The sequence below is a fragment of the Pseudoalteromonas sp. TB51 genome (genome assembly GCF_000498055.1).
GTDB lineage: Bacteria > Pseudomonadota > Gammaproteobacteria > Enterobacterales > Alteromonadaceae > Pseudoalteromonas > Pseudoalteromonas atlantica.
Genome location: NZ_AUTO01000347.1, coordinates 1 through 19,188 on the forward strand (window position 1 = coordinate 1; position 19,188 = coordinate 19,188).

Annotated in this window: 16 protein-coding genes and 1 other annotated feature; of the genes, 8 read left to right on the forward strand and 8 right to left on the reverse strand. The window is 39.1% G+C overall.

Features of this window, described 5'->3' with window-relative positions; all coding sequences use genetic code 11:
• Positions 1-39 precede the first annotated feature (39 nt).
• Positions 40-1,259 (reverse strand): IS3 family transposase gene (locus L650_RS0122210; RefSeq protein ID WP_223230517.1). Its coding sequence is split into 2 segments (ribosomal slippage): positions 40-971 and positions 971-1,259, totalling 1,221 coding nucleotides; the frame shifts between segments, so codons are not numbered across the junction.
• Positions 865-981 (reverse strand) — a sequence feature (AL1L pseudoknot). It overlaps the preceding gene by 117 nt.
• A 265-nt stretch (positions 1,260-1,524) precedes the next feature.
• Positions 1,525-2,079 carry an isochorismatase family protein gene (locus L650_RS0122220; RefSeq protein WP_029774435.1) on the reverse strand — a complete coding sequence of 185 codons (555 nt, stop codon included), beginning with the start codon at positions 2,077-2,079 and terminating at the stop codon, positions 1,525-1,527.
• Positions 2,080-2,211: 132 nt separating this feature from the next.
• On the opposite strand from L650_RS0122220, the gene L650_RS0122225 reads away from it, so the two are divergent.
• Positions 2,212-6,747 (forward strand): EAL domain-containing protein, encoded by a 4,536-nt coding sequence (locus tag L650_RS0122225; RefSeq protein WP_164835582.1) that lies wholly within the window; start codon positions 2,212-2,214, stop codon positions 6,745-6,747.
• Here L650_RS0122225 and L650_RS0122230 read toward each other — a convergent pair.
• Complete coding sequence (locus L650_RS0122230; RefSeq protein WP_029774437.1) at positions 6,744-7,640, reverse strand: cation diffusion facilitator family transporter; 897 nt, start codon at positions 7,638-7,640, stop codon at positions 6,744-6,746. The genes L650_RS0122225 and L650_RS0122230 overlap by 4 nt on opposite strands.
• Before the next feature lie 198 nt (positions 7,641-7,838).
• On the opposite strand from L650_RS0122230, the gene L650_RS0122235 reads away from it, so the two are divergent.
• The 3 genes from L650_RS0122235 to L650_RS0122245 all read left to right on the forward strand — a co-directional run bounded on the left by L650_RS0122235 (position 7,839) and on the right by L650_RS0122245 (position 10,837).
• Complete coding sequence (locus L650_RS0122235) at positions 7,839-9,290, forward strand: diguanylate cyclase domain-containing protein (RefSeq protein ID WP_085065559.1); 1,452 nt, start codon at positions 7,839-7,841, stop codon at positions 9,288-9,290.
• Positions 9,291-9,396: 106 nt separating this feature from the next.
• Positions 9,397-10,353, forward strand: coding sequence for an SPFH domain-containing protein (locus tag L650_RS0122240; protein ID WP_029774439.1), 957 nt, complete (start codon positions 9,397-9,399; stop codon positions 10,351-10,353).
• 28 nt (positions 10,354-10,381) lie between these two features.
• Positions 10,382-10,837: an NfeD family protein gene (locus L650_RS0122245; RefSeq protein ID WP_029774440.1), complete on the forward strand. Its 456-nt coding sequence runs from the start codon at positions 10,382-10,384 to the stop codon at positions 10,835-10,837.
• Between the two features lie 4 nt (positions 10,838-10,841).
• Here the strand turns inward: L650_RS0122245 and L650_RS0122250 are convergent, their stop codons facing one another.
• Positions 10,842-11,714 carry an SMP-30/gluconolactonase/LRE family protein gene (locus tag L650_RS0122250; protein WP_029774441.1) on the reverse strand — a complete coding sequence of 291 codons (873 nt, stop codon included), beginning with the start codon at positions 11,712-11,714 and terminating at the stop codon, positions 10,842-10,844.
• Positions 11,715-12,068: 354 nt separating this feature from the next.
• On the opposite strand from L650_RS0122250, the gene L650_RS0122255 reads away from it, so the two are divergent.
• On the forward strand, positions 12,069-12,905 hold the full coding sequence (locus L650_RS0122255) for a patatin family protein (RefSeq protein WP_029774442.1): 837 nt from the start codon (positions 12,069-12,071) through the stop codon (positions 12,903-12,905).
• Here L650_RS0122255 and L650_RS0122260 read toward each other — a convergent pair.
• From L650_RS0122260 to L650_RS0122270, 3 genes are read right to left on the reverse strand one after another with little or no spacing between them, the layout of a single operon-like run.
• Entirely contained in the window at positions 12,902-13,138 is a 237-nt protein-coding gene (locus L650_RS0122260; RefSeq protein WP_029774443.1) for a hypothetical protein, read from the reverse strand. The two genes, L650_RS0122255 and L650_RS0122260, sit on opposite strands and share 4 nt — an antisense overlap.
• Positions 13,135-14,730, reverse strand: coding sequence for a PepSY-associated TM helix domain-containing protein (locus L650_RS0122265; RefSeq protein ID WP_029774444.1), 1,596 nt, complete (start codon positions 14,728-14,730; stop codon positions 13,135-13,137). Before L650_RS0122265 ends, L650_RS0122260 begins: the two co-directional genes overlap by 4 nt.
• The gene (locus L650_RS0122270; protein ID WP_029774445.1) at positions 14,727-15,014 is read right to left on the reverse strand and encodes a hypothetical protein; all 288 of its coding nucleotides are present in this window, start codon (positions 15,012-15,014) and stop codon (positions 14,727-14,729) included. The genes L650_RS0122265 and L650_RS0122270 overlap by 4 nt, the downstream gene beginning before the upstream one ends.
• 447 nt (positions 15,015-15,461) lie before the next feature.
• On the opposite strand from L650_RS0122270, the gene L650_RS0122275 reads away from it, so the two are divergent.
• From L650_RS0122275 to L650_RS0122285, 3 genes are all read left to right on the forward strand, one after another.
• Positions 15,462-15,683, forward strand: coding sequence for a hypothetical protein (locus L650_RS0122275; RefSeq protein ID WP_024032720.1), 222 nt, complete (start codon positions 15,462-15,464; stop codon positions 15,681-15,683).
• A 180-nt stretch (positions 15,684-15,863) separates the two neighbouring features.
• Positions 15,864-17,891: an ATP-binding protein gene (locus tag L650_RS0122280; protein ID WP_029774446.1), complete on the forward strand. Its 2,028-nt coding sequence runs from the start codon at positions 15,864-15,866 to the stop codon at positions 17,889-17,891.
• 17 nt (positions 17,892-17,908) lie between these two features.
• The gene (locus tag L650_RS0122285; RefSeq protein ID WP_004587115.1) at positions 17,909-18,160 is read left to right on the forward strand and encodes a hypothetical protein; all 252 of its coding nucleotides are present in this window, start codon (positions 17,909-17,911) and stop codon (positions 18,158-18,160) included.
• Between the two features lie 111 nt (positions 18,161-18,271).
• Here L650_RS0122285 and L650_RS0122290 read toward each other — a convergent pair.
• A partial coding sequence (locus tag L650_RS0122290) for an FAD-dependent oxidoreductase (RefSeq protein WP_029774447.1) occupies positions 18,272-19,188 on the reverse strand: 917 nt, incomplete at its 5' end.

The window sequence follows — 19,188 nt, forward strand, 5'->3', positions numbered from 1 at the left end:
TGAATCGCCCCGAGTTCATCGGAGACCAGTTTGTTTAAGTCAGGCCACTTTACCTGACTCGTTTAAATTATCATAGTAGTCTGTTTCATATTGAGCTGGTGAAATATACCCAATTGAAGATAATAAGCGTTGATTATTAAACCAATTGACCCACTCTAACGTTGCGTATTCAACAGCATCAACATTCTTCCACGGGCCATTTCTGCGAATAATCTCTGTTTTAAATAATCCATTTATTGTTTCAGCCAATGCATTGTCATAAGAGTCACCCACACTGCCTACAGACGCTTGAATTCCAGCTTCAGCAAGTCGCTCAGTGTATCGTATAGACAAATATTGGCTGCCTCTGTCGCTGTGGTGAATTAACCCTTCGGGGTTGCCACGATGCCAAATAGCTTGCTCTAACGCATCAAGAATAAGCTCTGTGTGCATTGTCGTTGATACACGCCAACCTACAATGTATCGTGAAAAAACATCTATCACGAAAGCGACATAAACAAACCCACTCCATGTGGCAACATAGGTGATGTCAGCTACCCAAAGTTGATTTGGCTGCTCAGCAGTAAATTGACGATTAACTAAATCAAGTGGCTTATCTTGTTGCTCGTCAGGTATCGTTGTCTTATGTGCTTTACCCCGACGAACACCTTGAATTCCCATAACTCGCATCAATCGTTCGACTGTACAGCGGGCGACTTGATGGTCGTCAAGCTGTAGCTGCTTCCATATTTTTCTTGCACCATAAACTGACATATTATCCTCCCACACTTCGCGAATGAGTATTATCAGCTCAGCATCACGCTTTTTGCGGTTAGACAGTCGCTCAGGCTCTCTTTGTATCTGTTTATGAGAATAATACGTTGATGGTGCAATCGGCAATTCCTTGCAAATTGACTCGACACCGTAATGCTCTCTGCAAGCATCAATAAAATCCACTATTACTTCTGTTTGCGGTCGAGCTCCGCTTGGGCGAAAAAAGCGGCAGCTTGCCTCAGGATATCATTCGTTCGCTTGAGCTCTTTATTCTCGCGCTCTAAGACGGCAAGGCGTTCTTCAGTTGATTGCGTATTAGAAGAGGGTTTAGACGGTTGAGCTTGAGATTTCTTGACCCATGCTCTAAGTGTTTCTGGGGTACATCCCAGTTTATCTGAAATCGATACTAGCGCAGCCCAAAGAGAAGGGTATTCATGCTGTTGTGTGGTAACAAGCCTAATTGCACGTTCACGAAATTCTGATGTATAGCGATTTGATTTTTTCATAGTTCCAGTTTCTCAAGTTATTGAGTCTCTGGCAAACACGGGGCGATTCAGGCCGACCATAAATGCTTGTGTAAGTGTCCCAAAGTACAAGCCTAGGGCGATAGACTCTACAAACAAAAAAATGAATATTATGGTGAATAAACGACTTACACTATTCATAAATACCTTTAATTATTAAAATTTTTTTAAACAAAATCAGGGGTTGTACGTATTAACTCATAATTACGACCACATTTAATTATCAATATAGCCTAGCTTGCCAACTTTACTTAATAATTGATAAAACCGCTTTAAACTCAGGTAATGCTGCGTTTTTTGTCCACTGAAAAATGATACTTTCTACGCTTGTAATTATTGCCCCTGCCTGTTGTAACTGCTCTAGAGCTAGCGATTTATGCATCGTATTTCGTGAACCCACAGCATCTGCCGCTACATGCACCTCAAATCCTTGGGCTATTAAATCTAAGCAAGTTTGTAAAACACATACATGCGCCTCTGTGCCTATTACTATAATTTGTGAACGCGTAAGCTTTGTAAACACAGCATTAAATGCAGGCTCATTACACGCACTAAAATGTGTTTTTTCAACAGTCTGTGCGTTTATAAGGGTGTTTTTTAAAAGCCTGTTTGTACCACCAAGCCCTTGAGGATATTGTTCAGTCACTATGCTAGGAATTTTAAAAAGGGCGCTTACGTTGGCAATTTTTATTGCCCACCCTAGTAAATCAGAAAATTCGCTAATAGCGGGAGAAAGCTTATCTTGAATATCTATCACTAATAACACGCTGTTATCTGCAGATAAATTTTTGTGACTAACCATAACACCCCGTTTTAAGTAATTATAATTAGTAAGCGTAGCTTAAATGGTTATAAATAACTAACTTAGTGCTTTAATTAAGTTGTTATAAGTTGTAATCCACATTTTAAAAAATGTGCTATATTTAACTTTTATATGTATATCCCCTGCCCTAGAGCGAGTTTATTAGTGCGATTGAGTATTTTGTTTTTTCTCTTCACCACTGTATGTTTTCTTTGTATTACTAGCGTATCGGCCTCCACAAATTATGCTCAACAACTACAAAGAATATCTACCGATGAAGGTTTATCCCAAAATTACGTAACTAAAATTTTGCAAGATGATTTAGGTTATATTTGGATAGCCACAGCGCAAGGGCTTAATCGATTTGACGGCTATACGGTAACCCCTTTTGATGGCGGATTTACCCTTAACGAAAACTTCATCACTACACTATTTAAAACGCATGCAGGCAATATAATTGTTTCTACTGAGCTTGCCGGTGCCTATTTAGTTAACCCAAAAACGTTAACTACTCGTAATATATTTTCGGGCAATCTTGCAGGTAATACAGCTAGTTTCGCTTCTATTGAAGCGATAGCTCAGCACCAAGATACCTTTTACCTTGCCATTTTAAACAACGTTTATTCACTTAACTCTAAAACAAATTTACTTACTTTAGAGTTTACTATAGGCAATGAAAACAGCGTGGTGCGCGCATTAAAATATTACAAAAATACGCTATTTATAGGCACTCAAACTGGTTTATTTAGTTACGACCTAAAAACAGAGTCATTAACCCCTCTTAATTTACATACCCCCGATAAACAAACAGTCGATAACAGTAATGTTAAATTTTTATCTGTAGACCCCGCGCTAGGATTATTAGTAGGCACCGTTGAGGGCATGTACGCATTAAGTTTAAATAGCTCAGCAGGAGCAACTACAACTCAAAGCACTAAAAGCGTGATTGCTGATTACAATATTTGGGATTACAGCAATACACCCTATGGCGAATTTATTGCCACAGAGCATGGCTTGTTCGAATTTAACCGAGAAAAGGGCACCACTGAGTTAATTCTTAGCTTTGATCAAAGTAAATTTAATATTACCGAAAATACTATTAACGATTTAATGGTCGACTCAAGTGGCGTGTTTTGGCTGGCGTCGCGCACTCAAGGCGTGCTTACTTGGTCAATAAATACACGGCGCTTTAACAAAACCACCCTACCCGAAAACAACTATATAAACAGTATTTACCAAGACGAAGATTTAACTATGTGGTACGGCACCGATAATGGCCTTGCCCATGTAAATGCTAAAAACAAAACAACCTACTACCTAACCTCACAAGACCCTAAAGCGGTTTATGGTGAATACGCTATTTTTGCAATTAATAAAGCGCATTTAGATTCCACTTCGCGGTATTTATGGCTAACGGGGTACTACAGTTTAATTTTATTTGACAAAGAAACAGGCACTGCCGTTGCAAAAAAAGATTTAAATAACGCACTGTCTGAAGGTGCGGTTATTTATGGTTTGTCTGAGGTAGCCCCCGACACATTCGCTTTTTATAATGATCACAGTTTTTATGTGTACAATGGCAAAACAGGCTTAACGCGCGAAATTAACGGGTTAAAACAACATGTAAACCCTTTAGAGGCCTATACTTTTCATCGACCTTTTGATGATTACCCAAATGAATTTGTATTAAGTACAACTACCCATTTTTACCGGTTTAACGAGCAAACAAACACACTTACCACTATTTATAAAACCAGTAAAAAAGACAGCCAAAATTACCACACAGTCGAAAACTGGTTAACCGATAAAAACAATATTTTATGGTTAGCAACAACCAGCGAAGGCCTAGTGGGTATTGATGCGCAAAGCTTTGAAAAAAAGCACCACTTTAACGTAAGTAACGCCTTAAAAACGCAGTCTATTTATTCACTTATTAGCGATGAGTATGGCTATTTATGGTTTAGCAGTAAAAATGGTTTGTACCGCTTAAATACTGATATGTTAAGACTGCGAGTTTTTACAGTAAAAGATGGTTTATCTGTTAATTTATTTAGCACTTTAGGGGCAATTACACTTAAAAATAACAATGTAATGTTTGGCAGCAGTTATGGTGCGATTTCGTTTAACCCCGCTGAGTTTTTACAGCAAAGCACGCAAACAACAACCTCAATAACCGATATAACTTTAATGTCGCGCGATTTAGATTATCAGCCAAATCAGTTTGCCACCTCTGCATTGCAATTAACACATGAGGATATGGGTTTGGAGGTCAGCTTTTCTAATTTTGATTTTCAAAATAGCGCGGAAACACGGTACAAAATTACGCTTCAAGGACCTACTTCGCTAGAGTATGATGATTTAAAAGCAAACAAAATATTTTTTACAAAGCTCCCACCAGGTAATTATCAATTAAAGGCCAGCGCGTATAATTTTAATAGTGCGACTGAATCAAAGCCAGCGCTGTTAAATTTTAATGTGGCATACGCGCCGTGGAAGTCTCCTTATGCGTATGCGGCTTATATTTTAATTATTATAACTGTGCTGTGTTTACTGTTTTGGCAATACAGAAGCAGACAGCTAGCCATAGCTAATGCGCAAAAAGCGACAATACACTCACAAAAACAAACCGAGCTTGCGCTCAGTAACAATAAAAGTGGCATTTGGGATTACCATTACAGCGACGATTCGGTAAATACAAGCCGGGGGAGTGAGCTTGGGTATACTAATTTGCCAAACCGTATTCCATTAAAACATTATTTAGCTTTAATTCACCCTGAAGACAAACCTCGGGTTATTTCGCACTGGTTAAATTTTACCAAACAAAAAAAGCATGAGCATTGGCAAGCAACTTACCGGTTAAAGCATAAGCTTGGCCATTGGTTGTGGTATCAAGATTTAGGGCAAATTATTTATGACGAGCAAACAAATAAACCGGTATCTGTATCTGGCATATATACCAACATAACTGAGCAACGTGCCAATGAGCAGCAAGCCAACATTTTAGGTGAGGCGTTTGGGCAAATAAACGACTGGCTGCTTATTCTAGATAATAATTTGGTGCCGGTTTCTGCAAATAACAGTTTTATAAAAACCTTTTCGCAAACTCATAAACATCCGCTTAGCTTAAAAGTGTTTGTTAATGCGATAGGTAAAACGCAATGTAAAAGCTATGCCAGCACATTAAAAAGCTTAACAGCAAAACAAAATTGGCGAACTGATGCCGTTATTAAAACTGCAACTAACCCGCACCACCCCATACATATAAGTGCCACTGCAATTGCTAAAGATACACATAGCATAAGTTACTATGTAATTGTTATTTCGGATTTAACCGAGCAAAAAAAGGCAGAAGACGAGCTGCGCTATTTAGCCAATTTCGATCCCCTTACACAATTACCTAACCGCAGTTTAATGCATCAAAAAATTGGTAAATCGATTAAAAAAGCTCACCAGCAGCTCACTCAAAGCGCTTTACTATTTATAGATTTAGACAAATTTAAACCGGTAAACGACACATTTGGCCACGCAGTGGGAGATCAACTACTGTGTAATATTACCCAAAGAGTGAGCGCTATGTTGCCAAGTAATGCCACGCTAGGCCGCCAAAGCGGTGACGAATTTTTAGTGCTTATTGATAACGTAGAAGACATAGCCGCACTAAATAACATAGTCAAAAGTATCAGCTCAGAACTTGCCAATAAGGTCATTATCGAAGATTTTTCTATTAATATATCAGCCAGTATTGGCGTGGCTTTATACCCATTTGATGCCAGCTCGACGGATTTACTGATCAGAAACGCCGATGTAGCCATGATGCATGCAAAGCAAGCTGGCCGAAACGGGTTTAAGTTTTTTAACGACTCGATGAACGAGCAAATAAAACAAAAGCTCATCCTCGAAAACGATTTAAAAGATGCTGCGAAAGATAATCTATTATTTAATCACTACCAACCCATAATAGACACGCACGCACAAACAATAAATGGGGTTGAGTTACTTATGCGCTGGGAAAATAACGGCCAATTTGTCTCGCCGGCATTATTTATCCCTATTGCTGAAGAAACAGGCCTGATAGAAGCATTAACGGAGCAAGCTTTAGAGCGCGCGCTAACTGAGCTAGCCCCTACATTGGCCAGCAACCCATTATTTTATATTTCACTTAACTTGTCGCCAAAGCACATTTTAAGGACGAATATAGCAACCAAGCTGACCAATATATTAAAACATCATCAAATGAGCCCAGTACAACTGCGCCTAGAAATTACAGAAAACATACTCCTAGAAGACAAGCAAAAAGCCGCAAAGCAACTACAAAAGTTAAAATCGGCTGGTTTTAAGCTGTTACTCGATGATTTTGGCACCGGCTACTCATCACTTACTTATTTGAGCCAGTTCCCTATTGATGTCATTAAAATAGATCAAAGCTTTGTTAACAGCATTGGGGTTGATAAAAGTGATGAGTCGATCATCAAAACCATTTACACTTTAGCTCAAAACTTGGAGCTTTATTGCATAGCCGAAGGCGTTGAAACTAAGCAACAAAAAGCCTTTTTAGAAGGGTTGGGTTGTCATGTTTTACAAGGTTATTATTTTGCAAAACCAATGCGTGCAGAGCAATTACAAAACCCCGAAACACATGAGCATATTCACACTTTAATAAAAAGTTAGCTATGAATATGCTGGCATTCGTGGCTTTCTATTTGCAGTACGCTGCTTTTAACATTAAAACGCGCAGCGAGAAGTTTTTCTATTTTTAAGCGGCAGGCTTCATCGTGCTTTTCAATTGTACAATGCTCTTTTAACACCACGTGAGCGCCGACAATAATATCGCTGTCTTTGCGCGACACCGTCACATTATGTACGTTATGCACATGTTCTAAATCGGTAATTGACTGCTCAATATCCTTCACTTTAGGCAACTTAGCGTTATTAAAGAACAGCCCCTTAATACAGCTCGTGATCACTTTACCGCCGGTAAATAACACAAACGAGGCAATTAGCATGCTCGATAAAATATCAATAATGCTCCAGCCCGTAAAATAAATAAGTACGCCAGCTATAAACGTAGAAATGGTCGATATAATGTCAAAAAACGAATGTAAAAATACAGCGTACACATTAATGCTTGCTTTGCGGCCTTTATAAAGTACCCACGCTGCAGCACCATGAAATAAAAACCCTACAGAAGCAATACTCGACATTAAAAAGCTGTTTATTGCTAAATCATGGCCATCGTTATGATGGGAAATTCTCTCTACACCTTCATATAAAATTACGGAGCTTATCGCCAAATACAGTAAACCATTAATTAAACCACCAATGAGCTCAGCGCGTTGATAGCCATCGTTATAGGTTTTAGCAAAATGAATTGCTAAGCTTGAGGCAATAAGGGCAATAAATAGCGAGCTATTATGCACAAATAAGTGCCCTGCATCGGCAAGTACAGCAAGCGAATTAGCGTAATAAGCGCCAATTACCTGAATTACCATAAATGAACATGTTATCGCTAAAGCGATAAGTAACCGACGACGAGACGCCTGGTGTGTAGTGATTTCTGTCATGAAATGCTTGAAAAACCTATACTTAAAATGCAAATAAGCCGTCAGGTGGCTTAGAGTAGAAAAGGGTAATGATATACAGTAGCAATTGTAATACGAAGCCCTCTTAAACGCACTAAAAACTTAGCAAAATAGCTAAAGTTGTACTAAATAACATAGTAGGAACAATTAAATTGTATGTAAAATCAACTGGAGCAATGAGTGGGCTTAAAACCAATCGAAGATATGTGGAGTACTATAAAGCTTATTCCGTTTGCCGTTGTACTTTATGATGCTAAAACACAAGCCTATAAAGCAAACACTCAAGCGCAGAGTATATTTGATTTACCCTCACAGCCAACCTTAAAAGATGCAGACTTTAAGCACCTCACGCTAAGTAGTCCAGAAAGTAAAAAACAATTTACTGTTGCGCAATTGTTTGAAAAATACTTAGTTATAAATACTAACTGCCACGTATTTTTACAAAAACAAACACACGGCCTATTACTAAACGCCAAACTTGCCTCGCTAAATAGTCACTTATACATTGCTACGTTTGAGATAATTGAACACAACGAAGATGCGCAATATAACTTTGATAAAATTATTTCAAAAATTTCTACCGACTTAATAGATATTCAAATTGACGATATTGATACTCATATAGAGTTTGCGCTTAAAGCCATTGGCACTGTATGCCATGCCGATAGGAGCTACTTATTTAAATTTTCTGACGATGGTAAGTCAATGCGTAACACCCATGAGTGGGTTAACCAAGGTATTCAGCCATTTAAAGATCAACTACAGCACATACCAAAAAACTCACTCCCCTACTTTGCTAATTTAATGGGCACCACACACTTATTTAAAGTAAATGATGTTGCCAGCCTCCCAGCAAAAGCGGCTAAAGAAAAACAAGAACTTGAGCGTGAAGGTATTCAATCGGTACTGTGTATTGGCCTTCGCTACGATAAGGAGCTAGTAGGTTTTATTGGTTGTGATTGTGTAAAACAAAAACGTGAGTGGACAGACTTAGACTTAATTAGGTTAAAACTAGTAGGTGAAATAATCGCTAATGCGTTTAAAAACTTAAACTACAAGCAAGAGCTTCAGCATATTCAACAACAGCTAATTACCGCAAATCAAAAGCTTAACCACCTTGTAAATACTGACAGCCTCACCACAATTGCAAACAGGCGTTGTTTTGACAAAGCACTAGAGAGCGAAATTAAACGCTGCGCACGTGCAAAGCAACCCATTAGCTTAATTATGTGCGATATTGATTTTTTTAAAAATTACAACGATAGCTACGGCCATCAACAAGGCGATGAAGCCTTAGTCAAGGTGGCAGCTGCGCTTAAGTCGCAATGCCGACGCGAAGGCGATTTAGCCGCGCGCTATGGCGGTGAAGAATTTGCCGTCATTTTACCGGCAACTAATGAGCAAGACTGCCAGCAATTTACCCGCTTAATTCAACAAGCAATTAACGCGGCAGGCATAAAACACAATAATTCTACCGTAAGTGAGTACTTAACATTAAGTATCGGTTTTTATTCAGCCACGCCTGATAAAAATAGCACGCCACAGTGCTTTATAAGCAAAGCCGATCAAGCACTCTATACCGCAAAAGAAACAGGCCGTAATAAGGTGTGCCAATTTAAACCCACTCACTAAAAGCTTGTTTTTGTGGTGCATAAATTCAAGTAGTGATAATCTATACACGCTGAAATTATAAACAATACAACAACTCAGCAACTCCACTCTCATAAGGAATTTTTAAATGGATCCAATCAATCAAATACTAAATATGGTATTTACTGTTGAAGCATTTTTACTTGTTTTTGTAATTGTACTTCTAAAAAGTAGTGTTAAGTTTGTACCTCAAAACCGAGCATGGTTAATAGAGCGTTTTGGAAAATACCAATCAACTAAAGAAGCCGGTCTCAATTTTATTGTGCCATTTATAGACCGCATTGCTGCAGACCGTAGTTTGAAAGAACAAGCTCAAGATGTTCCCTCACAGTCAGCCATCACAAAAGATAATATCTCTCTAATTGTTGACGGTGTATTGTACTTTCGAGTACTTGACCCTTACAAAGCAACATACGGCGTGGATGACTATGTATTTGCTGTTACTCAATTATCGCAAACAACTATGCGTTCAGAGTTAGGTAAAATGGAACTAGATAAAACATTTGAAGAACGTGACTTATTAAATACCAACATTGTGGCAGCTATTAACCAAGCAGCTGAGCCATGGGGTATACAGGTTTTACGCTATGAAATAAAAGATATTGTGCCGCCTCAATCAGTTATGGAAGCAATGGAAGCACAAATGAAAGCTGAACGTGTAAAACGCGCGCAAATATTAGAATCCGAAGGTGACAGACAAGCAAATATTAATGTTGCAGAGGGTAAAAAGCAGGCGCAGGTACTTGCCGCAGAAGCAGAAAAAGCAGAACAAATACTCAGAGCAGAAGGTGAAGCAAAAGCCATTATTGCGGTAGCTGAAGCACAAGCAGATGCTCTGCGTGAAGTAGGTGCTGCAGCAGATACAGAGCAAGGACAAAAAGCTATCCAATTAGACCTTGCAACTAAGGCTATCGCTGCAAAAGAGGCCATAGCTAAAGAGTCATCGGTCGTTTTACTTCCCGATAACGCCACCGATGCTAGCTCGCTCGTAGCGCAAGGTATGTCTATTATCAATACATTAAATAAAACGCAAAAGCTGCAATAAAGCCTATTAGCTTAATTTAGGAGAATATATGGACCTAATTTCGCAAAATTTACCACAAGCTTTAATGGTTATAGGTATTATTGCATTAATAATAGAAGTCACCGTTTTAGGGCTATCTACTATTATTCTGCTTTTCTTGGGGTTGTCTTTGCTTACTTCTGGGCTATTAATGGTTGCAGGAGTACTACCCGAAACTATTACAGCGGCACTTTGGAGCAATACCATCATTACCGCTGTTTTGGCACTACTTTTATGGAAACCCATGAAACGTATGCAAGAAAATGTAGATTCTAAGCAAATAAATAGCGATTTCGCCGATCTTACTTTTGTATTAGCAAAAGATGTTTCAGATAAAGAAATAACAACACATCAATATTCTGGCATAAGCTGGCAACTCAAAAGTACACAACCCATTAGTGCTGGCACCAAAGTAATAGTGGTTAAAAAAGAGGTAGGTGTTATGTGGGTTGCCCCTGCCCCGTAACGTTTTATATTATTACGGGCGGCTCTAGCTGCCCGTTTTTTATACCTGATATTTTAAATACATTACCTTGTAATGACTGGTTAGTTTTTACATTACTGTCATCTGCAGAAGTTACAAATAGCCACTGTGCGTTATTGCCACCAAACGCAACGCTTGTAGGTTTTGTTGCAGCAAGTGGCAGTGTGTTTAAAACCTCCCCATCTGGCGATAAACACATAACGCAGCCCATATCCCATACCGCAAGCCATAAGTTGCCAAGGGCATCAATCACACAGCCATCTGGGTCTACTTGGGTATTTTTAAATTGATAAAAAACTTGGGCGGGTAATATAGGCTCGCCGCTGTCTGGGTTTACATTTAAAGTAAAAATACAGCTGGCTTTTGAGTCGCAGTAATAAGCACGTGAGCGCGCTTTATCAAAACATAACCCGTTGGGAATGGTTAAACCTTGCACCACGCAATTAAGCGAATTTTGATAAAAACGGTAAATCTTACCTTCGCCTGAGCGGGCGTTTTTATCCATAGTGCTTAGCCAAAAACCACCCCAAGGGTCGGCTCGACCATCGTTAGAGCGCCGTGTGGACTGGGTATTTTCTAAAAATGTGAGCGTTTGGCGCACCCCAGAAGCTATATGGTATTTATAAATACCCGTACTGGTGCCAATAATAAGGTGTGCTTTATCAAGCCACGCTAAAGCCGAAACCGTATCTTGCATTTCAACTTGTGTTAGTGAGTCAGGCTTTGTTAAACACTTACTTAGCAGGAGATTTTTTTCTATATCTACCCAAAATAGCGTTTCAAGCAAAGGGTGCCAAAGCGGGCTTTCACCTAACTTATTTTGCAAATTACTAAATACGGTCACACTTAAGTCAGTCATAAATAACGATTCTTTAATATTAACAAAGCCTTGTATTAATAAATACTTTATCAGAAATACCCAACACTTACGATTAAACAAAACACATAAGCAGCTAAACGCTTTTTTTAAGCTAAACAGTGCACTAATACCAAATAGCTTAATTAAGTGATTTAGTTTTAAATACTAAACCATGTTGATTACAGGGTAAAAGCTTCGTTATTGCTCTGTTTATATCAAAATTTTTAGCGCCGTTAGCGCTAAGTTTAATCCCTTAAGTGAATTAAGTATTGTGACAAATGGGTATAATTATTTCAGCATTTTATCGCGCTTTACTTGGTTAGTTGGTAATATCATCAAAAGGGAGGTAATAGTATGATTAATAATAAAAATAAACATTCTTTAGTGGTTGAGGGAGGTGCAATGCGCGGTATTTTTGCCGCCGGCGTGTTGGATGAGTTTTTAGCGCAGCGCTATCAACCTTTTACTAATTACTTTGGGGTTTCTGCTGGCGCTACCAATATAGCCGCTTATTTATGCCAACAACCTAAACGAAACTACCATGTTATTACCGATTTTTCGTGTCGGCCTGAATTTATTAACTTAGCGCGCTTTATCAAAGGCGGCCACTTATTTGATTTAGATTGGCTGTGGCAAGCAACCATTAAAGAAATCCCCCTCAATACAGAAGCCTTTGCAAAGGCAGCTCACGAATTTTATATCGTCTCTACAGCTATCACCACAGGGAAGCCCCATTACCTTAAAGCAAGTAGTGATGCGATGGTAGAGCAACTTAAGGCATCGTGCGCGATTCCAATTGCGTATCGTAACTACCCTATAATTAATGATATTGCGATGACCGATGGCGGCGTAGCAGACTCTATTCCCGTAATAAAAGCATACGAAATGGGTGCTCAAGAAATAACCGTGGTGCTTTCTCAGCCACTAGGCTATAGAAAAAAGCCAAGTAAATCTCAGTGGTTAACCAAAAAACTTTATAAAAACTACCCTGCTTTAATAAATAGCTCGATTAACAGAGCGCATGTTTATAACAGCAGCATAGATTTTATTAATAACCCGCCTGAAGATTGCAAAATCAATATTATTGCTCCACCGCCCCAATTTAGAGTGGGCCGTACAACAAAAAATGTTAAACGCCTTAACGATGGGTACAAAATGGGAATTGATACAGCCAAAGCCTTTTTAAGCTAAGTGTGTTGTTTCCCTTTAGATAGCGCAACCAGTATGCCCATTATAGTAAACGCTGCAATGGTGCATACAATCCCCGCTAGCACAGCGTAAACATGTATAAAAAACGCTAAGGCAATAGCTATTAAAGCACAACAATACAGCCACTTATAGGCTACATTGTAGTGCTTACTTCTCATTAATAATAAAGCGGCCAGTAAACACGCTAGCGCAATAACTATCATAACGGTGCTCATGCTGCTTTTACCTCTGCAAGTGCTATGGCATCAGGTTTTGTTTTTAAGTATCCCCATAAAAACGCCAGTCCCACAATTAAAAAGCTAATATCTGTAAATGCCACTAGGGTACTGTTTGCGTTAATAACATTATTAACGCCCAATACACTATTAAGTGGTAAAACACTTATTAAGAATAAGGCGCAAAGCAACAAGGTTGCTCTAAAGTAGTTTTTATAGTTTTGCCAAAATGCTGCAATTACTAGCCATACTAACCACGTGTAAAAAAATACCGGCCCAAAGTAAGCATTGTGCTCAACACCAGCCACGGCATAGTTTAAAAGTACTTGCACAGGGAATAACACACAACAAGCAAGCACTAAACCACCGCAACTGCCTATAATAAAGCGGTTCCACCTTGCATACGCGCCAGCGCTAAGCGTTGGTGTGCTGCCTCTGGTACGCTTTGCTAACCACATCATCATGCCTGAAAGTGGCATTAAGGCACATGCTAAGCCAAGCATTACCCAAAGTAACTTGACAAATAAGCCAGCAAAATTACCAAAATGGAGTGGGAAGAGTATTTCAATAATTTTAATTGATACCCCTGCTATATCGCCAAAACTACTCATTGAAGTGATGTACTCCCCTTGCCCATTGTAATGCAATAACTGAGAAGCCACGGCTTCGCCTCCTAAAAGGCGTAAATACACTTGTGCGTTAGCATCGTTATGCGCCATTACCGTGGCATCTAAAATAACAGCGTGTGGGTAGCGTTGCTGCGCATCACTTAAAATAGCGGTTATGTTAGTTGGCTGATTTACATGACTAATTATTGGCTCGGGAATAGCTGTAAAAGTTTCTATCAACTTATCTTGGTCGCCTCCAAAGCTAACAAAAGCTGCTGCCGGTAGTAAAATTACGGTTGCGAGCCCTAAAAATGCGCCACTAAAGCCAATTACAATATTAAAAATACTGCCCCAAATGCCCATTACCTTGTGGCCGTCACTTATGGTTACATCTAAGCCTTTGTGCCACCTAAAGGTGAACAGCTCTTTAATTAATTTACGATGTATAAATAAGCCAGTTACCGTACTTACTAATAATGTTAAACCTAAAAACCCAGTTAAAATAAGCCCTATAGGTCGCCCTAAATGTAAGTCAGCGTGAAACTCACCAATGTAGCTGGCTGCATCTGTTTTTCTATTGGCATAATATTGCTTACTGGGGCCATAGTAGGTATTTACCAACGCTAAGCTCGCTGGGTCAAATTCAAATGCCCGAAGTACTTCTTGCTGGTAATTTTCATCACCATGGTGCGATTCAAATACTAAAGCCAATAAGTGAAAATTATGCCCTGTTGGCATAAACACATGAATGTTTTCACCAAACTCTTTGGGCACTTGAGCGTGGTATGTATTAACTAATGTGCTTATTTCACTATTAGGAATATGTTGAGTTTGCTGCAGTGATTGGTTGGCCCAAATTTTTAGCTCAGGCCTTGCAAGTACTGCTAACGCGCCGGTAAATGCCACAACAAACAATAAAACGGCGGTTACTACGCCCACCCAACTATGTAATAAAAATAGCTTTTTTAAAGTAATTGATTTCATCCTTGCCCCTGCATTAATGCAAAATAACTTAAAATTCCATGCACTAAACACAAAGTGATCATGAGTAAAAATGGCTGCCATGCTTTTTCGCTAATGTAGGCATATATAAAAAGCCCAACCCAAATAATTGGAAACAGTAAAATAGGCAGTAAAATTTGTTCACTCATTTGTAATGGCAAGTAGGTAGTCATCCCGGTGATCATCACCGTAGCGGTTACCAATGCCAATACGCACGCCATTAAATGGCGACGCTTTGTAGCGCTAAAGGTTTTTTTATTATTCATTTTTAGCTCATTTAATAAATAGCAGGCGCGCACACCTGCACATGCAAATAACAACTATTTGCATTATATTGCGCATTTGTAAATTTATGCAACATATTATCGTTACTTAATAAGCGAACAAGCTCCTTTTTATTCGCACAATCAATGCCTGTTTATTTATAAAATTACATTTTTTGAGCATACTTGGTATTTAGGTAGGCAAATATGATGAGCTAAAAATGTTTTAAATAATCCCAAAAACAACTGCGTTATCATACTGATCAGTGCTTAACTGCTTAGCCCATTAAAATAACGACTAAACAGGCAAATTTTTAACTTTAACAGTCAACAAACTCTATAATTATTGTTATTTTGTTAAGGCATATGCAAAAAGCTAATTGTCCCTAGGCAGGCTCTTTTTGCAGCTGTTAAACAAATCACTATACATTGATAAAATGAGAGAAATTTATGAGCGATAAAATCAATCCAGACGCGTTACACGCACTAAAAATTGCATTTACTTACATGCCGCAAGCAATTGAAGTAACAAAGTACGAATATGGCGAGCGCTATCAAACGGTGCTTGATCATATTGAAGCCGTGCGCGAAGTGTTGCTTATAAACGATGTAGACCCAGAAGAAGTAGGCGGCGACATAAACCCAGAATACACGCCTAATTCTACCTATTAATGGGAAAAGTTTGCTAATTGAGCAAAACAATTAAGTTCGCGTGTTGATAGCCTAACACCCATTACTCAATATATTGCTCAACGGTTTACGCCTGTTGGTATAAACTGTTAAAAACATATAAATAAATGTGCCTATCTGCCGATACGCATAACGATATAAAATACAATTAAGGTAATTGCGGTGAACTTTTTAAGGCGTTTTCACGATATAGTCTCAGACCAAACTCTGGATTTTAATTCTAAAATTAAAAACCTACTCGCGTTTGGCCTAGAAGTGTTCAGCCTTGATGTAGCAATAATTAGTAAAATTGATGCTAATACGTACACAGTATTACATGCTCTAACACCCGATAACGCCTTATTACCCGGTACACAATTTGAGCTAGATGGCACCTATTGCGTCCATACGTTATCTGCGGGCTCGGCGCTATCGTTTCATAAAGCCTCACAAAGTACGATTGCAACTCACCCTTGTTACATAAATTTTCAACTTGAGTCCTACATTGGCGCACCTATAAAAGTAGCCGATAAAACCTTTGGCACGGTTAACTTTTCATCGCCTAACGAGTCAACTGCATTTAGCGACGAAGCCTACGATTACATTGAGCTATTTGCCCAATGGTTAGGATCTGAATTTGCAAAAATAGACACGAAAGAGCAACTTTTAAAAAATAGCTACACCCTTTCAAAGCTCGAAAACATCGCTAATATCGGCACTTGGGAGGTCGATTTAATCGAGAACAAAGTTTATTGGAGTAAGCAAACTAAACGCCTTCATCAGGTAGCCGATGACTACCAGCCAATAGTTGATAACGCAATTGAGTTTTACAAAGAGGGCCCCAGCAGAGAAGCCATAAATAAAGCGGTAGAAAACGCCATAAACAAAGGTGAAAAATGGGATTTAGAACTTGAGGTTATCACTGCACAAAACCAAGAAATTTGGATTTCGACTTTTGGAGAAGCCGAGTTTCACGAAGGTAATTGCATAAGGCTATTTGGTACATTTCAAGACATTACCGAATCTATATTACTTAGAGAAGCGCTAAAAAAGAAAAAAGCCGAAGCAGAGCATATGTTAGAAGATAGAAGTATGCTATTTGCTAAAATTAGCCACGAGTTACGCACCCCGCTAAATGGCATAACTGGCATGCTCACCACCTTAACAGATGAAAAAGACACTGAAAAACGAGACGAAAAAATAAAAATAGCGCTACGCAGCGCTGATATTTTACTTAATATTATCAACGAAGTACTCGATTTTTCTAAAATTAATCATGGTGAATTAAAACTAGAGCCAACCGATGTACTGCTTAAAACCATATTTAGTGATTTAGCCTCTTTATATACCCCGTTATTTAAAGAAACCCATGTTGAATTAATCATAGAAAATACAATTGATGATAGCTGCTGGGCCTTTTGCGACAGCACACGCCTGAGCCAAATTACCTCTAACTTATTAAGTAACGCATTAAAATTTACCGAGCAAGGCCATGTAAAACTTAAAACACAGCTCATAAATAATAACGATGCGTTATCTCTTGGTATCACTGTTTCTGACACTGGTCGCGGAATGACCCCTGCCTTTTTAGAGTCTTTATTTTCGCCGTTTACACAAGAGGTTGACGCTAAAAATAATAAAGGGGGCACAGGGCTTGGCCTAGCAATTATAAAAGAGCTTGTAGAATACATGGGCGGCACAATAAAGGTGACAAGTGAGCTACAAAAAGGCTCAACGTTTAGCATTAATATTCCGCTAGAGCTTGGTAAAGAGCAAGTAATAGACGATATTAAATCAAAAATTGAGTTAAACAGCCACTCGCTCAGTGTACTTATTGTTGATGACAACGATATAAACCGCCGTGTGCTTGATGCCTCTCTTGATAAGTTAAACGTAAAAGCCGACTGCGCCATTGATGGCCAAGACGCTATTTTTAAGTGTAAGCAAAAGCATTACGACCTTATTTTTATGGATTGCATTATGCCAATCCTGGATGGTTTTGAAGCCACTAAAACGCTGAGAGCGCAACGTATTTGCCCTAGCGAAAGCACCTACATTGTAGCGCTAACTGCTAATACATCGTCGCAAGATAAACTAGCTTGCCAGCAAGCAGGCATGGATATGTTTGTCTCTAAGCCGTTTAAGCTTCCGCACATAGAAAAAGCGCTTTCTAATGCCTTAGAACATACAGCTAAAGTAAATTCGCTTTAATTTAGTAAGGACATACTATGAGAAATATAATAAGAACATTACTTTTTACTGTACTGTTGTTAGCCATATTTAAAGGCATTTCTACAGGGCAATGGGGTTCATCAATAATCGTTGTTATTGTATCAAGCGTATTGCTATTAGTTACGTTTATCAGTGGTAAGGCATCACAAGGCCGTTCAACTTATACAAGCACTGACTCTTCAATTTATGCTAGTAATAACTCACACTCTAATAATGATTGCGGTGGGGATTCTGGTGGCTGTGATTAATAGAGATATTGTTATAAGCATTAAAAAAGCCGCCTTTGGAGAGGGCGGCTTGGGTTAACAAACAGCTTTTGGGTGTACCTATTGCTGTTACATCAAGAGAAGGTTTGCCTATTAAGCTGCATTTTTGTCTTGGTTACTTTGCTCGCTATGGCGAATTAAGTAATCAAACGCCCCTAAGCTTGCTGTTGCACCACTACCCATTGCAATAATGATTTGCTTAAACGGCGTATTTGTCGCGTCACCCGCACCGTAAACGCCCGGTAATGAGGTTGCGCCTTTAGCGTCAATTTCTATCTCGCCAAACTTGCTTAGTGTAAGGTCGCTCTCTTTTAACCATTCGGTATTAGGGATCAAACCTATTTGTACAAAAATACCTGCAAGTGCTAATGATTTTTCCTCGCCTGTTACACGGTCAGTGTAATTAAGTCCGGTTACTTTTTTACCATCGCCTACTACTTCAGTGGTTTGCGCATTTTTAATAATAGTGATGTTGCTTAAGCTATTCGCTTTGCGAATAAGTACTTCGTCAGCGCGCAGCGTATCAGCAAACTCAAGCACAGTTACATGCTCTACAATGTTAGCTAAGTCGATAGCCGCCTCTATACCCGAGTTACCACCACCAATAACGGCAACAGGCTTACCCTTAAATAGCGGACCATCACAGTGTGGGCAGTAAGCTACGCCATGACCGCGATATTCTTGCTCACCAGGGACGTTCATTTCACGCCAGCGTGCACCGGTTGCTAAAACAAGCGATTTAGCTTTTAAAGTAGCCCCGTTTTCAAGGGTAATTTCATAACCATTACTACCGCGACCAAGCCCTGCTGCGCGTTGGTTATGCATTACATCTACATCGTATTCTTTAACATGCTCTTCAAGCTGAGCAACAAGCTTTGGACCTTCAGTGGCTTTAATCGAAATAAAGTTTTCGATAGCCAACGTATCGGCAACTTGGCCACCAAATCTATCGGCAACTATACCGGTGTTTAACCCTTTACGAGCAGAATAAATAGCGGCTGAGGCACCCG